The organism is Pseudomonas spelaei (genome assembly GCF_009724245.1).
Taxonomy (GTDB): Bacteria; Pseudomonadota; Gammaproteobacteria; order Pseudomonadales; family Pseudomonadaceae; genus Aquipseudomonas; species Aquipseudomonas spelaei.
The window spans coordinates 39,115-59,173 of record NZ_WNNK01000002.1; the positions used below are offsets into that span (position 1 = coordinate 39,115).

Genomic DNA, 20,059 nt, shown 5'->3' on the forward strand with positions numbered 1-20,059 from the left:
GGCAGGTCGTCGCCAGCAAAGCCCCTGTGGAGCCCACAGGGGCAATGGATCTGTCAGCGGTTGATCTGAATCTCAACCCGACGATTGAGGGCGCGACCTTCGGCGGTTTTGTTGTCCGCCACCGGATGGCTTTCACCCGCACCGGTTACCGAAACGAAGCTGCTGCGGGGCACACCGGAACTGACCAGATAATCAGTCACTGAATGGGCGCGCTTTTCCGAGAGTTTCTGGTTATAGGCATCTTTGCCGACGCTGTCGGTATGTCCGCTAACCCGCAGTTGTGCACTCGGGGCTTCTTTTTTCAGACGAGTGGCGATGATGTCGAGCTTGGTTTTATCTGCCGCAGTGAGTTTGGCCGAGTCGAACTGGAAGTGAACATCGCGAATCACGATGGTTTCTTCCTTGACCACCACCACTTCCTCGACCACCGCTACAGGTACCGGTGGGCAGCCATTGGCATCCACCTGCACGCCTTTGGGAGTACCGGGGCACTTGTCGCGGCTGTCCGGCACGCCGTCGCCGTCTTCATCACCATCGCCATGAACCCAGCACCAGGCGCCAGCCATACCACCAATCAACAGTGCGCCACCGCCGGCCCATGATGAGCTTTCGGTCGCGCCGAGGGCGGCGCCGGTCACACCGCCCACCGCGGCGCAGGTGGGCCAATCGGTTTTCTGCAAGCCTGCGCAACCTGTCAATACTCCGGTTAGCAGAACCAAGGGGAGAGCTGTCCGCATGATGCTCATCTGATTTCTCCTGAGGGGATCGGCCGGGAGCCGATGGCTGGAGTAAAGACCGCTCCTTTCATCTGCGCCAGCGTGTCACACCCCTGTATTCATTGGCCGAAGTTGCTTTTCTCAGACTTTATCCAGCGCCCCGCTCTAGGCCCGCACGCTCAGGCAGGCTAGTCTCTACGGTCCAGATGTGAGGATCTTCGATGACCGCCGGTATTTCTTCCCGTACACCTCAGCAAGCGCTCGCCGCCTTGCTCGATCTGCATGCCCCAAAACGCCTGCTGCTATTGGGTGCGAGCCAATTCGGGGCCCTTGATGCGTTCAAGGAGGCACATCCCGATACCGTCGTGTCGTTCGCCGAGCCTGAACCTTTGCCTGAAACATTGGCGGCCCAGCGCTTTGACCTGGCACTGGTGGTCGATTGCCTGGAGCACCTGTCAAAACCTGCGGGTCTGACGCTGCTGGGTGGCATCCGCAACCTCAATGCCAGCCGCATCGCGGTACTGGTCGACCTCGGCGCCTGCGACTGGAAAGACACCGATTTTTTCTCCCTGGCCCTGCAAGCCAGCGAGCGTTTTCAGCGCGATGATCAGGTATTGACGCTGTTTACCTACGATCTGCTTGACTATAAACAGGTGCCGGACTGGCTGAACGCCCGCTTCTGGGCCAACCCGGAAAATTTCGGAAAGTATTGGTGGTAACCCGATGAGTACATCCATTTGCCCATGCGGCAGCGGCAACCTGCTGGATGCCTGCTGCGGTCATTATCACGCTGGCCACCCCGCGCCTTGCGCCAGCGCTCTGATGCGTTCGCGCTACAGCGCCTATGTATTGGGGCTGGTGGACTACCTGGTGGCCACGACACTGCCTGCGCAACAGGCCGGCCTGGACCGGGAGGCCATCAGTGCCTGGAGTGCCCAAAGCACTTGGCTGGGTCTTGAGGTGGAAAGCTCGGAGGTATTCGGTGGGCAACCCGAGCACGCCTTCGTCACCTTTACCGCCCGCTGGCATGACAGCACCGGCGAACACAGCCACAGAGAACAGTCATCCTTCGTACAAAATGACGGGCGCTGGTACTTCATCGATCCAACGGTGGAAGCAAAGGCTGGACGTAATGATGCTTGCTTGTGCGGCAGTGGGCAGAAATTCAAGAAGTGCTGCTCAAGCTACCTCTGAACAGCCTCGCAGAAATTTCGTCGATACCCTGCAGGCTCGCCCTTGCTATGCTGAAACTTCTCACGGAGTAACGGCATGGTTTCTCAGGCACGGATATTCAGGACTTTCAGCCTTCTGCTGGTGATCACCTTCGGGCTTGGCGGTTGCGCGTCGTGGTTCGCCGATGACGCACCAGAGCCCCAGGTGCAGTTGGTCAAGGTCGAGCTGGTCCGGGCCAAGTTGCTCGAGCAGAAGTTCAAGCTGTACTTTCGCGTCGATAACCGCGACGACTCGGACCTGACGGTTCGGGGCCTGATCTACAAAATCACCCTGGACGACCTGTTGCTGACCGAAGGTGAGTCCAACGAATGGCTCACCGTACCGCCCCGCGGCCACAAGTTTTTCAAGATATCGGTACGAACCAACCTGTGGCCTCAGGTCCGCGAAGTCGTGGCCATGCTGAAGAATCCCAGCCAGCCCATCCCCTACCGCCTGGAAGGCGAGTTGAAAACCGGATTATTCATCGGTAACGACGTGCACGTGCTGCGTAATGGCGAGATAATCCCCGGCGATTTTATTCCGGAGCGACATCAATGACTCAGCAACCCCATGTCCATGGTCCTGACTGCAACCACGATCACGATCACCATGATCACGACCACGGCCATGTCCACGGCCCGAACTGCGGCCACGCTCACCAGGAGCCAGTGCGCAACACGTTGAAAGACGTGGGCCGCAACGATCCATGCCCGTGCGGCAGCGCGAAAAAATTCAAGAAGTGCCACGGGGCGTGATGCCTCGGCGGCGAGGGAGTCAGCGCCCTCGCCGCCCCCACTGCGGGGCCTGTGTTCAACCCAAGAAACTGCGCTAAGCCAACAGTTGCCCGGACGAGATAACCGTCGCGTATTCACCGTGCAGGTTACCCAGGGACATGGCATGCACCGTCTCGGCGGAACGCAGTTCGCCAAAGAAATCCGCCTTGTCAAAGGTGTAGCAAGCGTCCTCAATCACCCAGGTCTCGAATCCCAGGTTGCCGGCAGTACGGGCAGTGGACTCCACCGAGTTGTTCGTCGCCACCCCCACCAGCACGAGTTGCCCGATATCGGCATCGCGCAAACTCGTCTCCAACTCTGTACTGCAGAACGCATCGGGCACACGCTTCTGAATAAGCCTCTCACCTGCCCGGGGAACAAACGCGTCCTGAAACTCCACCCCCGACTGCTCAGGCCAGAACACCGACTCCGGTGAATGGGACAAATGCTGAACGTGAATCACCGGCCAACCGTTGCGGCGCCAATGGGCCAGCAGCGCGCGCATCCGTTCCTCAGCATGAGGGTTATTACGCCGCCCCAACTTGGGATGATGGATACCTTTTTGCTGATCAATGATGACCAGCGCTGCTCCGGCTCGAACTTCCATATCGATAGATCCAAATGTTTCATTGAATTTTCGATACTTGAACATCACCTATTCCTACAGGCAAGTCATCGGGAGTAAAACAGCCCACTCATCTGTTTGCTATCCGCTCAAGTGTTACCACCCCTGGAGAGCTTCATGATCGACCTGTACTACTGGACCACCCCCAACGGCCACAAGATTTCGTTGTTCCTGGAAGAAGCCGGCCTGCCTTACGAGGTGCACCCCATCAATATTGGCCAGGGCGATCAGTTCAAACCTGACTTCCTGAAAATCGCGCCTAACAATCGTATCCCGGCCATCGTCGATCAAAACCCGACCGACGGCGGCGCTCCGATTTCGCTGTTTGAATCCGGTGCGATCCTGCTGTACCTGGCGGAAAAAACCGGCCAGTTCCTGCCCAAAGACCTGCGCACTCGCCAGGAAGTCCTGCAATGGCTGTTCTGGCAAATGGGTGGACTGGGGCCGATGGCTGGACAGAATCACCACTTCAGCCAGTTCGCACCGGAAAAAATCCCCTACGCAATCAAGCGGTACATCGACGAAACCGCCCGTTTATATGGCGTGCTGGATCGGCGCCTGGCCGACCGCGCGTTTGTAGCCGGTGAGGACTACAGCATCGCCGACATGGCGATTTACCCGTGGATTGTTTCCCACAAGTGGCAGAGTCAGAAGCTGGAAGACTTCCCACATGTGCAACGCTGGTTCAACCACATCAAGGAACGGCCGGCGACGGTCAGGGCTTATGAACTGGTGGCAAAAGTGAATCCGCCGAAATCCTGATGCTTTGTAGCCGCTGCCGAGGCACGAGGCTGCGATGCGTGTCCGCAGGACCGCCCTCGAGGGTCGCTTCGCTACCCATCGCAGCCTCGTGCCTCGGCAGCGGCTACAAGATCAAACTGCAAATAAGCACTGCCTCCCGCTTGCGTCGTTTCGCCGCGCTCACTAACGTAGCGCCTTTACTGACGCTACCCCCCGCAGGAGCTTTGCCATGGCCTCGCCAGCCCTCTCACATTTTCTTCCCCGGTTCGGCGTTGCCGCGGCAGTGGTCAGTGCCTTGGGCCTGGCCGGTTGCCAGTCACTGAACACCCAGGACACCCTGCCCCCGGTATCCGGCGTGCAGCCGCTCAAGGGCCTGGCACAAAACGTTTCCGTGCGCCGCAACAGCCAGGGCATGCCGCTGATCGAAAGCAGCACCTTCCATGACGCACTGTTCACCCTCGGTTACGTACACGCCAGCGACCGCATCAACCAGATGGTCACCCTGCGCCTGCTGGCCCAGGGCCGCCTGGCGGAGATGTCCGGGCCCCAGGCGCTGGATGTCGACCGCTTCATGCGGGCGGTCAACCTGAAGAAAAGCGCCGGCGAGCTGTATAACGCCTCGTCGCCGCGTCTCAAGCGCTTCTTTGAAGTCTATGCGCGCGGGGTCAACGCTTACCTGTTCCGTTACCGCGACAAGCTGCCGCCGGACCTGGCCCAGACTGGCTACAAGCCGGAATACTGGAAGCCGGAAGATTCGGCGCTGTTGTTCTGCCTGCTGAATTTCAGCGAGTCGACCAACTTGCAGGAAGAACTGTCATCGCTGGTACTGGCGCAAAAAGTCGGCGCCGACAAACTCGCCTGGCTGATCCCAAGTACTCCCGACGAGCCGCTGCCCCTGGGCGAGACCGAGAAACTCAAGGGTGTGAACCTGAGCCAGATTGCCGGCCTGGCCGCACTGGACATCGTCACCCAGCAAGTGAGCGCCCTCAATAGCCTCGGCGTAACCACCTCCAGCAACTGGGCCGTCGGCCCTCAACGCAGCCGCAGCGGCAAAAGCCTGCTGGCCAATGACCTGTCGGCCAAGCCTCAAGCCCCATCACCGTGGAACTACGTGCAAATCCGCGCCCCCAAATACCAGGCCGCCGGCGTCTCGATTGCCGGCTTGCCGACACTGTTTTCCGGCTTCAACGGCAAAGTGGCCTGGAGCATGAGTGCGGTCAAAGGTGACACCCAGGACCTGTTCCTGGAAAAGGTCAAACGCCAGGGCAGTGCGCTGTACTACGAAAACAACGGAAAATGGCTACCCGCAGTGGTGCGTAACGAAACCTTTTTCGCCAAAGGTCAGCGCCCGATTCGCGAGGTGGTGTACGAAACCCGTCATGGTGCCCTGCTCAACAGCAGCCAATCCCTGAACACTGGCTACGGCGTGGCCCTGCAAACAGCAGACTTCAAGGACGACAAGAGCCTGGATGCGTTCTTCGACCTGTCCCGGGCGCAAAACGCCGGCAAGGCCTCGGACGCGACCCGAGAGATCCGCGCCATTGCCCTGAACATGATCTTCGCCGACGCCAGCAATATTGGCTGGCAAGTCACCGGCCGCTTTCCCAACCGCCGCGAAGGCGAAGGCCTGCTGCCATCGCCAGGATGGGATGCGCGTTTTGACTGGGACGGTTACGCCGACGCGATGCTGCACCCCTACGACCAGGACCCGGCCCAAGGCTGGCTCGGCACCGCCAACCAACGCACCGCCCCACGGGGCTACGGCATGCAGCTGTCCAACTCCTGGGACGCCCCGGAACGCAGCGAACGCCTGGCGCAACTGGCCGGTGCCGGCAAGCACGACACCCGCAGCATGATCGCCATGCAGTACGACCAGACCACCACATTTGCCGCCAAGCTCAAGGTGATGTTCAAGGCTCCAGGCATGGCCCAGCCACTGAAACAGGCCATCGACGCCCTGCCTGCTGCCGAACGGGCCAAGGCTCAAGAAGCGTTCAATCGCCTGATGGCGTTCGATGGGCGCCTGGCCCCCACGTCCAGCGACGCAGCGATTTATGAGCTGTTTCTGCAGGAAAGTGCCAAGCAGATCTTCCTCGACGAGTTGGGCCCGGAAAACAGTGCTACCTGGAAAGCCTTCGTCGCCAACGCCAGCCTGTCGTATTCGGCCCAGGCCGATCACTTGCTGGGGCGCGAAGACAGCCCGTTCTGGGATGACGTGCGCACTGCGCAAAAAGAAGACAAACCGGCGATCCTCGCCCGTAGCCTTGCCGCCGCGATGACTGCGGGCGACAGTCAATTGGGCGCGGACCACAAGGGCTGGCAGTGGGGCAAGCTCCACAGCTATACCTGGAAAAACGCCAACGGCCAGACCATCCGCGGGCCACTGGCGGCGGGCGGGGATCACAACACGCTCAACAGCTCACCGTACAACTGGGGCCAAAGTTTCGACACGACCCAAACTCCTGCTCTAAGGATGATCGTCGACTTCGGCCAAGTGGAGCCGATGATGGGTCAGAACGGCATTGGCCAATCCGGCAACCCTGCCAGCCCGAACTACGCAAACGGCATCGACCCTTGGCTCAAGGCGCAATACCTGAGCTTCCCGATGCAACCGCAGAACTTTGACAAGGTATACGGCAAGACGCGGTTGACCTTGGTGCCCGGCAAGTAAAACGGTTTCGCTGTAGAAACCGAATCGAAATGTGGGAGCAACCCCGCTCCCACATTTTTTCTCCGCCCGCCCCAAGATGACGCACTCAACAATCGACGCCCGATTTCGGGCATTTCTGACGTACTCCCTTCCCAGATCCCACCTTTTAAAACGACCATCCGGAACTATGGTGCAGAAATTGCTACCGGGGTTACGTCTGACACCGTTCAGTAACAGTCCTAAACGCGCCACAAGCGCTTATCTTGGTTTCCAGGGAATACATAATGAAAAAAGCATTGCTGACCCTTTCTGCACTGGCTCTGTGCATGGCCGCAGGTTCCGCGTTGGCCAAGGAATACAAAGAATTGCGTTTTGGTGTCGACCCGTCCTACGCGCCGTTTGAATCCAAAGCCGCCGACGGCAGCCTGGTGGGCTTCGATATCGACCTGGGCAATGCCATCTGCGCTGAGCTGAAGGTCAAGTGCAAGTGGGTGGAAAGTGACTTCGACGGCATGATTCCAGGCCTCAACGCCAACAAGTTTGATGGCGTGATTTCCTCCATGACCGTCACCGCAGCCCGTGAAAAGGCGATCGACTTCTCCAACGAGCTGTTCTCCGGCCCTACCTCCCTGGTGTTCAAAAAAGGCGCTGGCTACTCGACCCCTGAATCCCTCAAGGGCAAATCCGTCGGCTACGAACAAGGCACCATCCAGGAAGCCTACGCCAAGGCCGTACTGGACAAAGCCGGTGTCACCACCAAGGCCTACGCCAACCAGGACCAGGTTTACGCCGACCTGACCTCGGGCCGTCTGGACGCTTCGGTGCAGGACATGCTGCAAGCCGAACTGGGCTTTTTGAAGTCGCCAGCAGGCGCTGACTACGAAGTCAGCAAGGCCATTGACGATCCTTTGCTACCGTCCAAAACTGCAGTCGGTATCAAAAAAGGTAACAAAGACCTGAAGGCCTTGTTGGATAAAGGTATCAAAGCGTTACACGATGATGGCACCTACGCCACCATCCAGAAGAAACACTTCGGTGACCTGAACCTGTACAGCGGTAAATAACACACTGGCGCCCATCTTCCGGATGGGCGCTTTTTTATCGTCATAGGTCCTGAATTCATGTTCGAAGATCTTTTGCAAACCCTGGGGCTCAGTGCCTTCAGTCTGAAGGGGTTCGGCCCACTGTTGCTGCAAGGCACCTGGATGACCGTCAAGTTGTCAGTCGCATCCCTGGCCGTCAGCGTGTTACTGGGCCTGCTCGGCGCCACCGCCAAATTGTCCAGCCTGCCGTTCCTGCGTATTCCCGCCCAGCTCTACACCACGTTGATCCGCGGCGTGCCGGACCTGGTGCTGATGCTGCTGATTTTCTACAGCCTGCAAATCTGGCTGACCGGCTTTACCGACTTCATGGAATGGGAATACATCGAGATCGACCCATTCAGCGCCGGGGTCATCACCCTGGGTTTTATCTACGGTGCCTACTTCACCGAAACCTTTCGCGGCGCGATCCTCGCCGTGCCTCGTGGCCAACTGGAGGCCGCCACAGCCTACGGACTCAAGCGCGGGCAGCGCTTTCGCTACGTGACCTTCCCGCAGATGATGCGCTTTGCCTTGCCGGGCATCGGTAATAACTGGATGGTGATGCTCAAGGCCACTGCGCTGGTGTCAATCATCGGTCTGGCGGACTTGGTGAAGGCGGCTCAGGACGCGGGCAAGAGCACCTATCAACTGTTCTACTTCCTGGTACTCGCCGCCTTGATCTACCTGCTGATCACCAGTGCGTCCAACTTCGTTTTGCGCAGGCTTGAACGCCGCTACTCCACCGGCGTACGGGAGGCCGTGCGATGATCGAACTTCTCCAGCAATACTGGCGGCCCTTCCTCTATAGCGACGGCCAGCACATCACCGGCCTGGCCATGACCATGTGGTTGCTCAGCGCCTCGATCTTCATCGGGTTTCTGGTGTCGATTCCCTTGTCTATCGCCAGGGTTTCGCGCAATCGCTGGGTGCGCTGGCCAGTACAGTTTTATACCTACCTGTTTCGCGGCACGCCGCTGTATATCCAGTTGCTGATTTGCTACACCGGGATCTACAGCATTGCGGCAGTTCGGGCACAACCGGTGCTGGATGCGTTTTTTCGCGATGCGATGAACTGCACCATCCTGGCCTTCGCCCTCAACACCTGCGCCTACACCACCGAGATCTTTGCCGGGGCAATCCGCAGCATGGCCCACGGTGAAGTCGAAGCGGCCAAAGCCTACGGTCTGAGCGGGTGGAAGTTGTATGCCTATGTGATCATGCCGTCGGCACTGCGCCGTTCATTGCCGTACTACAGTAATGAAGTGATCCTGATGCTGCACTCAACCACAGTGGCCTTTACCGCAACGATCCCGGACATTCTGAAAGTCGCCCGGGACGCCAACTCGGCCACCTATATGACCTTTCAATCATTCGGCATCGCTGCGCTGATCTACTTGACCGTGACCTTTGCCCTGGTCGGTCTGTTTCGTCTGGCGGAGCGCCGCTGGCTGGCCTTTCTCGGGCCCAGCCACTAAGGAGCTTCCATGCGTCATCAGATTCATCCCTTACTGGCGCCGGTGCCTGGCACCGCGCGGCAGATCCACAGCTTTCACTTCGGCCCCGAACAGGCCGAAGGCAAGATCTACATCCAGTCCTCGCTGCACGCCGACGAACTGCCCGGCATGCTGGTGGCCTGGCACCTGAAAGCCCGCCTGGCCGAGCTGGCCGCCGCCGGGCGCCTGCGCAGTGAAATCGTGCTGGTGCCGATCGCCAACCCGGCGGGCCTGGAACAGGTCTTGATGGACATCCCCCTGGGCCGCTATGAGCTGGAAAGCGGGCAGAACTTCAATCGGCTGTTTGTCGACCTCAGTGAAGAGGTCGGCAATCAGGTCGAAGACTTGCTGGGGGAAGATCCACAGCACAACCTTGAACTGATCCGCGACGCGCTGGCCCTGGCGTTGGCTGCACAAACACCCGCCACTCAGCTGCAATCTCAGCGCCTGGTGCTGCAACGCCTGGCGTGTGATGCCGACATGGTGCTGGACCTGCATTGCGACTTCGAAGCCGTGGCCCACCTGTACACCACACCCGAGGCGTGGCCACAGGTCGAGTCGTTGGCCCGCTATATCGGCGCCGAAGCCAGTCTGCTGGCCACCGACTCCGGTGGGCAGTCTTTCGATGAGTGTTTCACGCTGGTGTGGTGGCAATTGCAGCAACGTTTCGGCGATCGTTTCGCGATTCCCATGGGCAGCTTTTCCGTGACCGTCGAGCTACGCGGTCAAGGTGACGTCAACCACGGCCTGGCGAGCCTCGACTGCCAGGCGATCATTGATTACCTGATTCGCTTCGGGGCGATTACCGGTGAGCCTGCACCGCTGCCGGAACTGTCCTACCCCGCCACACCCTTGGCGGGCGTTGAACCGGTGGCCACGCCCGTAGGTGGCTTGCTGGTGTTCTGCGTGCTACCGGGGGAGTACATGGAAGCCGGGCAGTTGATCGCCGAAATCATTGACCCCATTCACGACCGCGTAACGCCTGTGCATTGCCGCAATGCCGGCCTGCTTTACGCCCGCTCAGTACGTCGCATGGCCACTGCCGGGATGGTCATCGCCCATGTCGCAGGCCATGAGGCCTATCGCAGCGGTTATCTACTTTCGCCTTGAGGATGCATGCCCCATGTACAAATTGACCGTTGAAGGCCTGCATAAATGTTATGGCGACAATGAAGTGCTCAAAGGTGTTTCGCTCAAGGCCAAGACGGGCGATGTGATCAGCCTGATCGGCGCCAGCGGCTCGGGCAAAAGCACCTTTTTGCGCTGCATCAACTTTCTCGAACAACCCGATGACGGCGCCATGACCCTGGATGGCCAGCAAATCCGCATGGTCAGCGACCGCCATGGTATGCGCGTGGCTGATGAGGCCGAGCTACAGCGCATCCGCACACGATTAGCGATGGTGTTCCAGCACTTCAACCTGTGGAGCCACATGAGCGTGCTGGAAAACATCACCATGGCGCCACGCCGGGTGCTCGGCTGCAGCAAGAAGGACGCCGAGGACCGTGCCCGTCGCTACCTGGACAAAGTAGGTCTACCGGCGCGCGTCGCCGATCAATACCCCGCGTTTCTCTCGGGCGGCCAGCAACAGCGGGTGGCGATTGCCCGGGCGCTGGCGATGGAACCGGAGGTGATGCTGTTCGATGAGCCCACCTCGGCCCTTGACCCGGAGCTGGTAGGCGAAGTCTTGAAGGTGATTCAGGGCCTGGCGGAGGAAGGTCGGACCATGATCATGGTCACCCACGAAATGAGCTTCGCCCGCAAGGTGTCGAGCCAGGTGCTGTTCTTGCACAAGGGACTGGTAGAAGAGGAAGGCACGCCGGAGGACGTACTGGGAAATCCCAAGAGCGAACGCCTCCAGCAGTTCCTCAGTGGCAATCTGAAGTAACGCCCCCTTGCTGCACGCCCACTACTTATCGAGCACTCAGAAGCGCCCTGGGTGGCTCAGGCGACTGGGGCTGGTGGTGGTTCATCTGGCAGGGTTGGCTCGCCGGGTTCGGCGGGCTGGGGGTAATCTTCGTCAGGCTGGCCGGGAATACCGCCGTCGCTGACGGACGGATGCGCCATCAAGGACCAGGCCATGACACCAATCTGGTTGGGTTCAAGCCGGGCAAGTTCGGCGCAGATTCGCGGATCGAGCTTCATAGGGGACTCCTCAAGCGTGGCCCGGAGCGTTTTGCACGATCCGGGGCAGTACACTCAATAGAGTGTCTGCCCGCTGACAAATTCCCTTAGCGTGTAAGACGTTTCGATCAGGTACGTGGCAGCGTGACGCCGCGCTGGCCCTGATACTTGCCGCCACGGTCCTTATAGGACACTTCGCACTCTTCGTCGGATTCGAAGAACAGCATCTGTGCCACGCCTTCGTTGGCGTAGATCTTCGCCGGCAAGGTGGTGGTGTTGGAGAATTCCAGGGTTACGTGACCTTCCCACTCGGGTTCCAGCGGCGTCACGTTGACGATGATGCCGCAGCGCGCGTAGGTGCTTTTGCCCAGGCAAATGGTCAGGACATTACGCGGAATGCGGAAGAACTCGACGGTACGCGCCAGGGCGAAGGAGTTCGGCGGGATGATGCACACGTCACTCTTGACGTCGACGAAGCTTTTTTCATCGAAGTTTTTCGGATCAACGGTGGCCGAGTTGATATTGGTGAAAACCTTGAACTCATCGGCGCAACGTACGTCGTAACCGTAGCTGGAAACCCCGAACGAAATCAGCCGCTCGGTGCCTTCGCCGCGCATCTGGCGCTCTACGAAGGGCTCGATCATGCCGTGCTCTTGCGCCATGCGGCGAATCCACTTGTCCGATTTGATGCTCATGGCGGGTGTCCTGAATAGCGAGGTGGAAAAATTCTGTTGGGCATCTTACCGGGGCCAGCCCTGCGGTTCAAAGGGCCACAGGTTTTTCTTGCAGGCTGTCAGGCCACAGCCCGTGGGGCGAGGCTTGAATTGAGGCGGCCAAAACCCTTACAGACCACCGCCAGTCACGAAAATAGAGAAACCTTCGGAAATATCATTGGCACGTCCCGGAAAAAGGGTTAAGGTGGCGCCACTGTGCTGCTTGTGTCACTGAGAATCTCTACACGATGTTGAATTTCGATCCAACCATCTCCAAGAATTTTTCCTGCTCTTTGCACTCAGTCTCGGCCAGGGCTTTTCCTGAGTCGCAGTTAACTTTGTCCAAGGAGATACACCATGTCTAATCGCCAAACTGGTACCGTTAAGTGGTTCAACGATGAAAAAGGCTTCGGCTTCATCACTCCACAATCCGGTGACGACCTGTTCGTTCACTTCAAAGCTATCCAATCCGACGGCTTCAAAAGCCTGAAAGAAGGCCAACAGGTTTCTTTCATCGCTACCCGCGGTCAGAAAGGCATGCAAGCTGAAGAAGTTCAAGTTATCTAACTTGTACTGATCCAGTCAAAAAGCCCCGCCCTTAAAAGCGGGGCTTTTTTACGCCTGGCGTTTGGGGATACCCAAATGCCAGGCATAAAAAATGTGGGACTTGCTCATGTGGGAGCCGGGCTTGCCCGCGATAGCATCACCTCGGTCTGTCAGTTACACCGAGGTGATGCTATCGCGGGCAAGCCCGGCTCCCACACAGGCCTGCTCCCACATTTTGTCTTGCGTCGTTACTGGAACAACGACTCACTCGACAAGCCATTCTTCTCCAGGATCTCCCGCAAGCGCTTGAGGCCCTCCACCTGGATCTGCCGCACTCGTTCACGGGTCAGGCCGATCTCCAGGCCAACATCCTCCAGGGTGCTGCTTTCATGGCCACGCAGCCCGAAGCGGCGTATTACCACCTCACGCTGCTTGTCTGTCAGCTCTGACAGCCACTGGTCAATGCTTTGTGACAGGTCATCGTCCTGCAACAGCTCACAAGGATCCGTAGGACGATCATCAGTCAGGGTGTCCAGCAGGGTTTTATCCGAATCCGGACCCAGCGAGACATCGACCGAAGACACCCGCTCATTCAGGCCGAGCATGCGCTTGACCTCACCTACCGGTTTTTCCAGCAGGTTGGCGATTTCTTCAGGCGAAGGTTCATGATCGAGTTTCTGTGTCAGCTCACGCGCCGCCCGCAGGTAGACGTTGAGCTCCTTGACCACATGGATCGGCAACCGGATGGTGCGGGTCTGATTCATGATCGCCCGCTCGATGGTCTGACGAATCCACCAGGTGGCGTAGGTCGAAAAGCGGAACCCCCGCTCCGGGTCGAACTTCTCCACCGCCCGGATCAAGCCGAGGTTACCCTCCTCGATCAGGTCCAACAGCGACAGCCCACGATTGACATAGCGTCGGGCGATTTTCACCACCAGTCGCAAGTTACTTTCAATCATGCGCTTGCGCCCAGCCGGATCGCCTTTTTGCGACAAGCGCGCAAAATGGACTTCTTCTTCGGGGGTAAGTAATGGGGAAAAGCCGATTTCATTGAGATACAACTGGGTCGCATCAAGCGCCCGCGTGTAATCAATGTATTTGTGCTGTTTTAACGCGGTGGAGTTCTTGGATTTGGTACGAACTGAAGGTGTAGCGGATCCCTCATCATTCGACATCGAATCCATAGCGATGCCGGTCTCCATAAGGAGAACCTCATCGTCGATGTCAAACTCCGGCGCTTCTTTACTGAGAGCCATTGTTATAGTCCTTTGGTGAGTTCGACCTCAAGCTCAAGCGACGCCTTTATCCTTGGCAACGCTGGAGCCTGTTCCTTCTACGTGAGGGAACAGGCTGGCAACACATCAACGCCGGGGAAGGAATTGCAGTGGATCAACAGGTTTACCTTGGCGGCGAATCTCAAAGTGAAGTTTCACCCGGTCTGTACCAGTCGACCCCATTTCGGCAATTGTCTGTCCGACTTTGACCTGCTGCCCCTCCCGAACCAACAGCCTGCGGTTATGACCGTAAGCACTGACGTAGGTATCGCTGTGTTTGATGATGACCAGCTCGCCGTAGCCCCGTAAACCACTCCCGGCGTACACCACTGTCCCATCAGACGCAGCTAAAACAGGCTGTCCCAAATCCCCGGCGATATCAATGCCTTTATTCAAACTACCGTTTGAAGAGAATTTTCCAATAAGAATGCCATTTGAAGGCCACCCCCAACCGGTCGGTGCAGGCCCTGGGGGAGGCAGCGGTGCAGGTGCCGGTTTACTCGCAACCGCAGGCGCAGCGGTGCCTGCAGGCCGAGTGATGATGGTGGTTTTGCTCGAGGATGACGCTGAAGAACCGGAATACTTGACGACTGCAGTTGGTGTTGAACCGGTGCGCCCATCGAAACGAATGGTCTGACCCGGATGTATCGTATATGGCACAGGAATGTTGTTACGCGCGGCCAGTGCCTTGTAATCCCAACCATAACGGAAGGCAATCGAGAACAGCGTATCGCCCTTGCGCACGACATATTGCCCGGTGGTGACCGTCGGCTTTTGTGGAACCGCATTATTGCGATCAACAACCCGCGCACCGCCACTTGGCGTGCTGGAACAAGCCGTCAATAAGGAACCCAAGACAAGGCCAATCACCAGTCGCTGAATGCTTGTTTTACTCATACGCTGCGCAATGACCGTGAGACTCACCCGCCGCTCCCTTTGTGGTGGCTGAAACTGAATGCCTGTATCAGGCTTGAAATATGTCGCAAGTATAACGGGCAGTAGAACTTTTACCGAAAACACGACCTTAAAGAAAAATTCATCATGTTTAACACCCATTACCAATCATGTTTACTTAATACACCCCGCTGTAAGACACATACCCAGCAATAGAATTCAGTGCCCTACTCATAAATGATCAGGCCAGCGGACCATTAAGTAGCGGGACAAAGCGTACGGCACCCAATACATGCCGAGAAAAGCCTTCCTCCTCACGAATGATCAACATCAATTGCTGCACTTCGCCTGACCCGACGGGAATCACCAGGCGCCCGCCTGGTGCCAGTTGATCCAGTAATGCCTGGGGGACATCCGTGGCAACGGCCGTCACGATAATCCCGTTGTAGGGTGCCAACGCCGGCCATCCCTCCCAACCATCCCCCCAGCGGAACACCACGTTACGCAGGTTCAATTCCACCAGACGTTCCTTGGCGCGGTCCTGCAATACTTTGATCCGCTCGACGGAAAACACCCGCTCCACCAACTGCGAGAGCACGGCGGTCTGGTAGCCGGAACCCGTGCCGATCTCCAGCACCTTGTCCAACGGCCCCGCCGCCAGCAGCAACTCGCTCATCCGCGCCACCATGTAAGGCTGGGAGATGGTCTGGTTGTGGCCAATCGGCAACGCCGTGTCTTCATAAGCGCGGTGTGCCAGGGCCTCATCGACAAACAGGTGTCGCGGAGTACGTCGGATGACTTCCAGCACCTGGGCGTTGGACAAGCCTTCTTCATAGAGCCGCTGAATCAGACGCTCGCGGGTGCGCTGGGAGGTCATCCCGATGCCCCGGCGCAGCAGGTCGTCTTGTTCACGAGCCATCAGCGCAGCCCCTCCAGCCAGCCATCGAGACTACTGAAGGCATCACTGAAGGTGCGATCAAGTTGCAACGGAGTAATCGATACATAACCTTGCATCACCGCATGAAAGTCAGTGCCCGGCCCGCCGTCTTCGGCGTCGCCTGCTGCAGCAATCCAATACCCTTCCTTGCCACGGGGATCGACCACCTTCAGCGGCGCTGCCGCACGGGCACGGTGGCCCAGGCGCGTCAGCTGAATCCCACGAATGTGGTCCAGGGGCAAGTTGGGAATATTGACGTTGAGCACCGTACGTGGCGGCAGGACCAGGGATTCATGGGCCTCCACCAACTTGCGGGCGAAATGGGCCGCCGTCGGCAGGTTGTCCAACTGACGGGAGGCAAACGAAAAGGCGAACGACGTTCGACCCAGGAATCGCCCCTCAAGGGCGGCCGCGACCGTACCGGAGTACAACACGTCATCCCCCAGATTGGCACCCAGGTTGATACCGGACACCACAAGATCCGGCTCCCGGTCCAACAGGCTGTTAATAGCCAGGTGTACGCAGTCGGTGGGGGTGCCGTTCAGGCTGATAAAGCCATTGGCCAAAGTCTGCGGGTGCAACGGACGGTCGAGCGTCAGCGAACTGCTGGCGCCACTTTTGTCCTGGTCAGGGGCAACCACCACGCACTCGGCGTAATCCGCCAGCGCAGCATAAAGCGCGGCAAGGCCGGGGGCGGTGACCCCGTCGTCATTAGATATCAGAATACGCATGGGCTGTCCGTCTGCCCCACCGGCACCAGATCTACAAGCTCGCGCACCAATACAGTGGCGAAGCATCCGGCCGGCAGGACGAATTCCAATTGCAGAATGTCCAACGAGGGATAATGCCACGTCAACCCGCCAATGGGCAGTCGCAGAATGCGACGTTCCTGGCTCATGCCGGCATTGACCAGCCAATCCCGCAGGTCCGCTTCACTGGCCGCGACTGCCTGCTCCAGAGCCTGAGTGGCACCCGAGGCCGGAGAGTCACCCTCGCCCCACTGTGGGCCTGTAGGGTGCAAATCCAGGATTGCCAGACGTGGGTCGCTGCATTCAGCCTCCCCTGCCGGGAAAAAGCTGCGGCTGTCGGTGAACGCCAGCAAATCGCCAACCTGGGCGCGCTGCCATGAACCATCAGCCACCCGCGCCGCCAGCACTTTATTGAACAGAAAGCTACGAGCAGTGGACAGCAGGCGCGAACGCACATTGCGCTGCTCCGGCAGGGCCTTGCGGGCCGCCCAATCCCGAGCATCGACGACATTGCCGCCGTTATGACCAAAACGCTGGGCACCGAAATAGTTGGGAATGCCCTGCTTGGCGATCAGTTGCAGACGGGCGTCGATGGCCGCGCTGTCGCCGGCAAACTGGGTCAGCCGCAAGGTGAAACCGTTGGCCGAATGCGCGCCACGCTGCAGCTTGCGCTTGTGGCGGGCACTCTTGAGGATCTTCAGGGTGTCGTTTTCTGCTGCGCTCAAGTCAGGATCGGCCTTGCCCGGTAGCTGCACGCTGAACCACTGGCGAGTCAGTGCCTGACGATCCTTGAGCCCGGCATAGCTGACCGTGCGCAACGGCACGCCGGCCGCCTTGGCGATGCGTCGCGCCGCCTCTTCGGTGTTCAAACCGCGCTTTTCCACCCAAAGCCACAGATGTTCACCCTCGCCGGTCAGCGGGATGTCCAGCACTTCATCCACCTGGAAATCTTCGGCAGTGGCCTTTAGTACCGCACTGCCCAAGGCCTCGCCATAGGCACGCGGGCCCAGTAGTTGCAGATCATTCATGCGCGCAGCAACAAGGCAACGGAGTGCACCGCAATGCCCTCTTCGCGACCGGTAAAGCCGAGTTTTTCGGTGGTGGTGGCTTTTACGTTCACTTGATCCAACTCAACTTGAAGATCCGCGGCAATCAGTGCGCGCATCGATTCGATATGCGGGGCCATTTTCGGCGCCTGGGCCACGATGGTGTTGTCGACATTACCGACCTTCCAGCCCTTGGCATGGATCAACCCAACCACGTGACGCAGCAGAACGCGACTGTCCGCACCCTTGAAGGTCGGGTCGGTGTCCGGAAAGTGCTTGCCGATATCCCCCAACGCTACCGCGCCGAGCAAGGCATCGCTCAAGGCATGCAAGACAACGTCGCCGTCAGAATGAGCCAGCAACCCATGGTGGTGCGCGATCTGCACGCCGCCCAGGGTGATGAAGTCGCCTTCGGCGAAACGGTGAACATCATAGCCGTGGCCAATACGCATAAAAAAACGCCCCGATTTAATTCAGGGCGTGATTCTACCTACTTTTGCCGGACATTAACCGAGCAAAGCGCGTCCATGGTGTCGCAAATGGTCTTCAATGAAGCTGGCGATAAAGAAGTAGCTGTGGTCATAGCCTGGTTGCAGCCGCAGCTCCAGCGGATGGTTGGCCGCCTTCGCCGCCTGTATCAGGGCCTCAGGCTTAAGCTGCACGGCGAGAAAATCGTCGCGGTCGCCCTGATCCACCAATAACGGAAGCTTTTGCGTCGCTTCGCTGATCAGCACACAAGCGTCCCACTCGCGCCACTTCGAACGCTCATCCCCCAGATAACGGGAAAACGCCTTCTGCCCCCATGGGCAATCCATCGGGTTATTGATCGGCGAGAACGCCGACACCGACAGGTACCGCCCGGGGTTGCGCAAGGCGCAGACCAGCGCACCGTGTCCGCCCATGGAGTGGCCACTGATACCGCGCTTATCTGACGCAGGGAAATGCGCTTCGACCAATGCCGGCAATTCCTGCACCACATAGTCATGCATCCGATAATGCTTGGCCCAGGGTTCCTGGCTGGCATTCAGATAAAACCCGGCGCCAAGACCGAAATCCCACGCACCGTCAGGGTCACCCGGCACACCCGGCCCGCGCGGGCTGGTGTCCGGCGCCACAATAATCAACCCCAACTCAGCCGCCATACGCTGGGCACCGGCCTTTTGCATGAAGTTCTCATCGGTGCAGGTCAGCCCCGACAGCCAGTACACCACCGGCAGCTTGCCGCCCTGCTCCGCTTGCGGTGGCAGGTACACGGCGAACGTCATGTCGCAGCCCAGCACATCGGAATAGTGTTTATAGCGCTTGTGCCAGCCGCCGAAGCTTTTCTGGCAGGACAGGTTTTCCAGACTCATGGCCGACCTCAGAAGTGAATGACGGTACGAATGCTCTTACCTTCATGCATCAGCTCAAACGCTTTGTTGATATCTTCCAGACCCATGGTGTGGGTGATGAAGGTATCCAGCGGGATTTCGCCGGTCTGGGCCATTTCGACATAGCTTGGCAGTTCGCTGCGACCGCGCACGCCACCGAAGGCCGAACCGCGCCAGACGCGACCCGTCACCAGCTGGAACGGACGGGTGGCAATTTCCTGGCCGGCACCGGCAACACCGATGATCACCGACTCACCCCAACCCTTGTGGCAGCACTCGAGCGCCGCACGCATCAGGTGGACATTGCCGATGCATTCGAAGGAAAAGTCCACGCCGCCGTCGGTCAGATCAACAATCACGTCCTGGATCGGGCGGTCGTAGTCTTTCGGGTTGATGCAATCAGTTGCCCCCAGTTGTTTAGCAATTTCGAACTTGGCCGGATTGATGTCGATGGCAATGATTCGGCCAGCCTTGGCCTTCACCGCACCGATCACTGCTGACAAGCCGATACCACCCAGGCCGAAGATGGCTACCGTGTCCCCCGGCTTGACCTTGGCGGTGTTGATCACCGCACCAATCCCGGTAGTAACACCACAGCCCAGCAGGCAGACTTTTTCCAGCGGCGCGTCTTTAGGAATCTTGGCCACGGAGATTTCCGGGAGCACGGTGTATTCGGAAAAGGTCGAGGTGCCCATGTAGTGGAAAATAGGCTGGCCTTTGTAGGAGAAACGCGTAGTGCCGTCCGGCATCAGGCCCTTACCCTGGGTGGCGCGAATGGCCTGGCACAGGTTGGTCTTGCCCGACAGGCAGAATTTGCACTTGCCGCATTCCGGGGTGTACAGCGGAATCACATGGTCGCCAACGGCTACCGAGGTCACGCCTTCGCCAATGGCCTCAACCACCGCACCGCCTTCATGACCAAGGATCGACGGGAAAATGCCTTCCGGATCTGCACCCGACAAGGTGTAGGCATCGGTATGGCATACGCCGGAGGCAACCACCCGCAGCAGCACTTCGCCGGCCTTTGGCATGGCGACATCCACTTCAACAATCTCAAGGGGCTTCTTGGCTTCAAAGGCTACGGCAGCGCGGGACTTGATCATCCGGTTTCTCC

General features: G+C 58.7%; 24 protein-coding genes. 12 read left to right on the top strand and 12 right to left on the bottom strand.

Annotated features, from left to right (window positions below; translation table 11 throughout):
- Positions 1-53: 53 nt before the first annotated feature.
- Positions 54-746: a PA1041 family peptidoglycan-binding anchor lipoprotein gene (locus GNF76_RS02305; RefSeq protein WP_155581583.1), complete on the bottom strand. Its 693-nt coding sequence runs from the start codon at positions 744-746 to the stop codon at positions 54-56.
- Positions 747-937: 191 nt separating this feature from the next.
- On the opposite strand from GNF76_RS02305, the gene GNF76_RS02310 reads away from it, so the two are divergent.
- From GNF76_RS02310 to GNF76_RS02325, 4 genes are all read left to right on the top strand, one after another.
- Positions 938-1,435 (top strand): DUF6231 family protein, encoded by a 498-nt coding sequence (locus tag GNF76_RS02310; protein ID WP_155581584.1) that lies wholly within the window; start codon positions 938-940, stop codon positions 1,433-1,435.
- A gap of 4 nt (positions 1,436-1,439) precedes the next feature.
- The gene (locus tag GNF76_RS02315) at positions 1,440-1,910 is read left to right on the top strand and encodes a YchJ family protein (RefSeq protein ID WP_155581585.1); all 471 of its coding nucleotides are present in this window, start codon (positions 1,440-1,442) and stop codon (positions 1,908-1,910) included.
- A gap of 75 nt (positions 1,911-1,985) precedes the next feature.
- A complete protein-coding gene (locus GNF76_RS02320; RefSeq protein WP_155581586.1) occupies positions 1,986-2,486 on the top strand; it encodes an LEA/WHy family protein in 501 nt (166 codons plus the stop codon).
- A complete protein-coding gene (locus GNF76_RS02325; RefSeq protein WP_053254769.1) occupies positions 2,483-2,683 on the top strand; it encodes an SEC-C metal-binding domain-containing protein in 201 nt (66 codons plus the stop codon). Before GNF76_RS02320 ends, GNF76_RS02325 begins: the two co-directional genes overlap by 4 nt.
- A gap of 73 nt (positions 2,684-2,756) precedes the next feature.
- On the opposite strand, the gene GNF76_RS02330 is transcribed toward GNF76_RS02325, so the two are convergent.
- The gene (locus GNF76_RS02330; protein WP_155581587.1) at positions 2,757-3,308 is read right to left on the bottom strand and encodes a cysteine hydrolase family protein; all 552 of its coding nucleotides are present in this window, start codon (positions 3,306-3,308) and stop codon (positions 2,757-2,759) included.
- A 135-nt stretch (positions 3,309-3,443) separates the two neighbouring features.
- Here GNF76_RS02330 and GNF76_RS02335 point away from each other — a divergent pair, with 135 nt between their 5' ends.
- From GNF76_RS02335 to GNF76_RS02365, 7 genes are all read left to right on the top strand, one after another.
- Positions 3,444-4,088 (top strand): glutathione binding-like protein, encoded by a 645-nt coding sequence (locus GNF76_RS02335; protein WP_155581588.1) that lies wholly within the window; start codon positions 3,444-3,446, stop codon positions 4,086-4,088.
- Positions 4,089-4,296: 208 nt separating this feature from the next.
- Positions 4,297-6,738, top strand: coding sequence for a penicillin acylase family protein (locus GNF76_RS02340; protein WP_155581589.1), 2,442 nt, complete (start codon positions 4,297-4,299; stop codon positions 6,736-6,738).
- A 263-nt stretch (positions 6,739-7,001) separates the two neighbouring features.
- The gene (locus GNF76_RS02345) at positions 7,002-7,781 is read left to right on the top strand and encodes a transporter substrate-binding domain-containing protein (protein WP_155581590.1); all 780 of its coding nucleotides are present in this window, start codon (positions 7,002-7,004) and stop codon (positions 7,779-7,781) included.
- Positions 7,782-7,838: 57 nt separating this feature from the next.
- A complete protein-coding gene (locus tag GNF76_RS02350) occupies positions 7,839-8,567 on the top strand; it encodes an ABC transporter permease (RefSeq protein WP_155581591.1) in 729 nt (242 codons plus the stop codon).
- Positions 8,564-9,274, top strand: coding sequence for an ABC transporter permease (locus GNF76_RS02355; RefSeq protein ID WP_155581592.1), 711 nt, complete (start codon positions 8,564-8,566; stop codon positions 9,272-9,274). Before GNF76_RS02350 ends, GNF76_RS02355 begins: the two co-directional genes overlap by 4 nt.
- A gap of 9 nt (positions 9,275-9,283) precedes the next feature.
- A complete protein-coding gene (locus GNF76_RS02360) occupies positions 9,284-10,402 on the top strand; it encodes a succinylglutamate desuccinylase/aspartoacylase family protein (RefSeq protein WP_155581593.1) in 1,119 nt (372 codons plus the stop codon).
- 13 nt (positions 10,403-10,415) lie between these two features.
- On the top strand, positions 10,416-11,180 hold the full coding sequence (locus GNF76_RS02365) for an ABC transporter ATP-binding protein (protein WP_155581594.1): 765 nt from the start codon (positions 10,416-10,418) through the stop codon (positions 11,178-11,180).
- 56 nt (positions 11,181-11,236) lie between these two features.
- Here the strand turns inward: GNF76_RS02365 and GNF76_RS02370 are convergent, their stop codons facing one another.
- Together GNF76_RS02370 and dcd are read right to left on the bottom strand one after the other, a co-directional pair.
- Entirely contained in the window at positions 11,237-11,437 is a 201-nt protein-coding gene (locus GNF76_RS02370) for a hypothetical protein (RefSeq protein ID WP_155581595.1), read from the bottom strand.
- Positions 11,438-11,544: 107 nt separating this feature from the next.
- The gene (gene dcd / locus GNF76_RS02375) at positions 11,545-12,111 is read right to left on the bottom strand and encodes a dCTP deaminase (protein ID WP_093412595.1); all 567 of its coding nucleotides are present in this window, start codon (positions 12,109-12,111) and stop codon (positions 11,545-11,547) included.
- A 375-nt stretch (positions 12,112-12,486) separates the two neighbouring features.
- Here dcd and GNF76_RS02380 point away from each other — a divergent pair, with 375 nt between their 5' ends.
- The gene (locus GNF76_RS02380; protein WP_002554837.1) at positions 12,487-12,696 is read left to right on the top strand and encodes a cold-shock protein; all 210 of its coding nucleotides are present in this window, start codon (positions 12,487-12,489) and stop codon (positions 12,694-12,696) included.
- Between the two features lie 227 nt (positions 12,697-12,923).
- On the opposite strand, the gene rpoS is transcribed toward GNF76_RS02380, so the two are convergent.
- From rpoS to GNF76_RS02420, 8 genes are all read right to left on the bottom strand, one after another.
- Complete coding sequence (gene rpoS, locus GNF76_RS02385; RefSeq protein ID WP_155581596.1) at positions 12,924-13,931, bottom strand: RNA polymerase sigma factor RpoS; 1,008 nt, start codon at positions 13,929-13,931, stop codon at positions 12,924-12,926.
- 105 nt (positions 13,932-14,036) lie between these two features.
- On the bottom strand, positions 14,037-14,873 hold the full coding sequence (locus GNF76_RS02390) for a peptidoglycan DD-metalloendopeptidase family protein (protein WP_178123170.1): 837 nt from the start codon (positions 14,871-14,873) through the stop codon (positions 14,037-14,039).
- Between the two features lie 211 nt (positions 14,874-15,084).
- Entirely contained in the window at positions 15,085-15,720 is a 636-nt protein-coding gene (locus GNF76_RS02395; RefSeq protein ID WP_010176736.1) for a protein-L-isoaspartate(D-aspartate) O-methyltransferase, read from the bottom strand.
- A 41-nt stretch (positions 15,721-15,761) separates the two neighbouring features.
- Positions 15,762-16,511 carry a 5'/3'-nucleotidase SurE gene (gene surE / locus GNF76_RS02400; protein ID WP_155581597.1) on the bottom strand — a complete coding sequence of 250 codons (750 nt, stop codon included), beginning with the start codon at positions 16,509-16,511 and terminating at the stop codon, positions 15,762-15,764.
- Complete coding sequence (gene truD / locus GNF76_RS02405; protein WP_155581598.1) at positions 16,499-17,557, bottom strand: tRNA pseudouridine(13) synthase TruD; 1,059 nt, start codon at positions 17,555-17,557, stop codon at positions 16,499-16,501. The genes surE and truD overlap by 13 nt, the downstream gene beginning before the upstream one ends.
- Positions 17,554-18,027, bottom strand: coding sequence for a 2-C-methyl-D-erythritol 2,4-cyclodiphosphate synthase (ispF, locus tag GNF76_RS02410; protein ID WP_155581599.1), 474 nt, complete (start codon positions 18,025-18,027; stop codon positions 17,554-17,556). The genes truD and ispF overlap by 4 nt, the downstream gene beginning before the upstream one ends.
- Positions 18,028-18,081: 54 nt before the next feature.
- The gene (fghA, locus tag GNF76_RS02415; RefSeq protein WP_155581600.1) at positions 18,082-18,927 is read right to left on the bottom strand and encodes an S-formylglutathione hydrolase; all 846 of its coding nucleotides are present in this window, start codon (positions 18,925-18,927) and stop codon (positions 18,082-18,084) included.
- Positions 18,928-18,935: 8 nt separating this feature from the next.
- Positions 18,936-20,048: an S-(hydroxymethyl)glutathione dehydrogenase/class III alcohol dehydrogenase gene (locus GNF76_RS02420; RefSeq protein ID WP_155581601.1), complete on the bottom strand. Its 1,113-nt coding sequence runs from the start codon at positions 20,046-20,048 to the stop codon at positions 18,936-18,938.
- Positions 20,049-20,059: the final 11 nt, after the last annotated feature.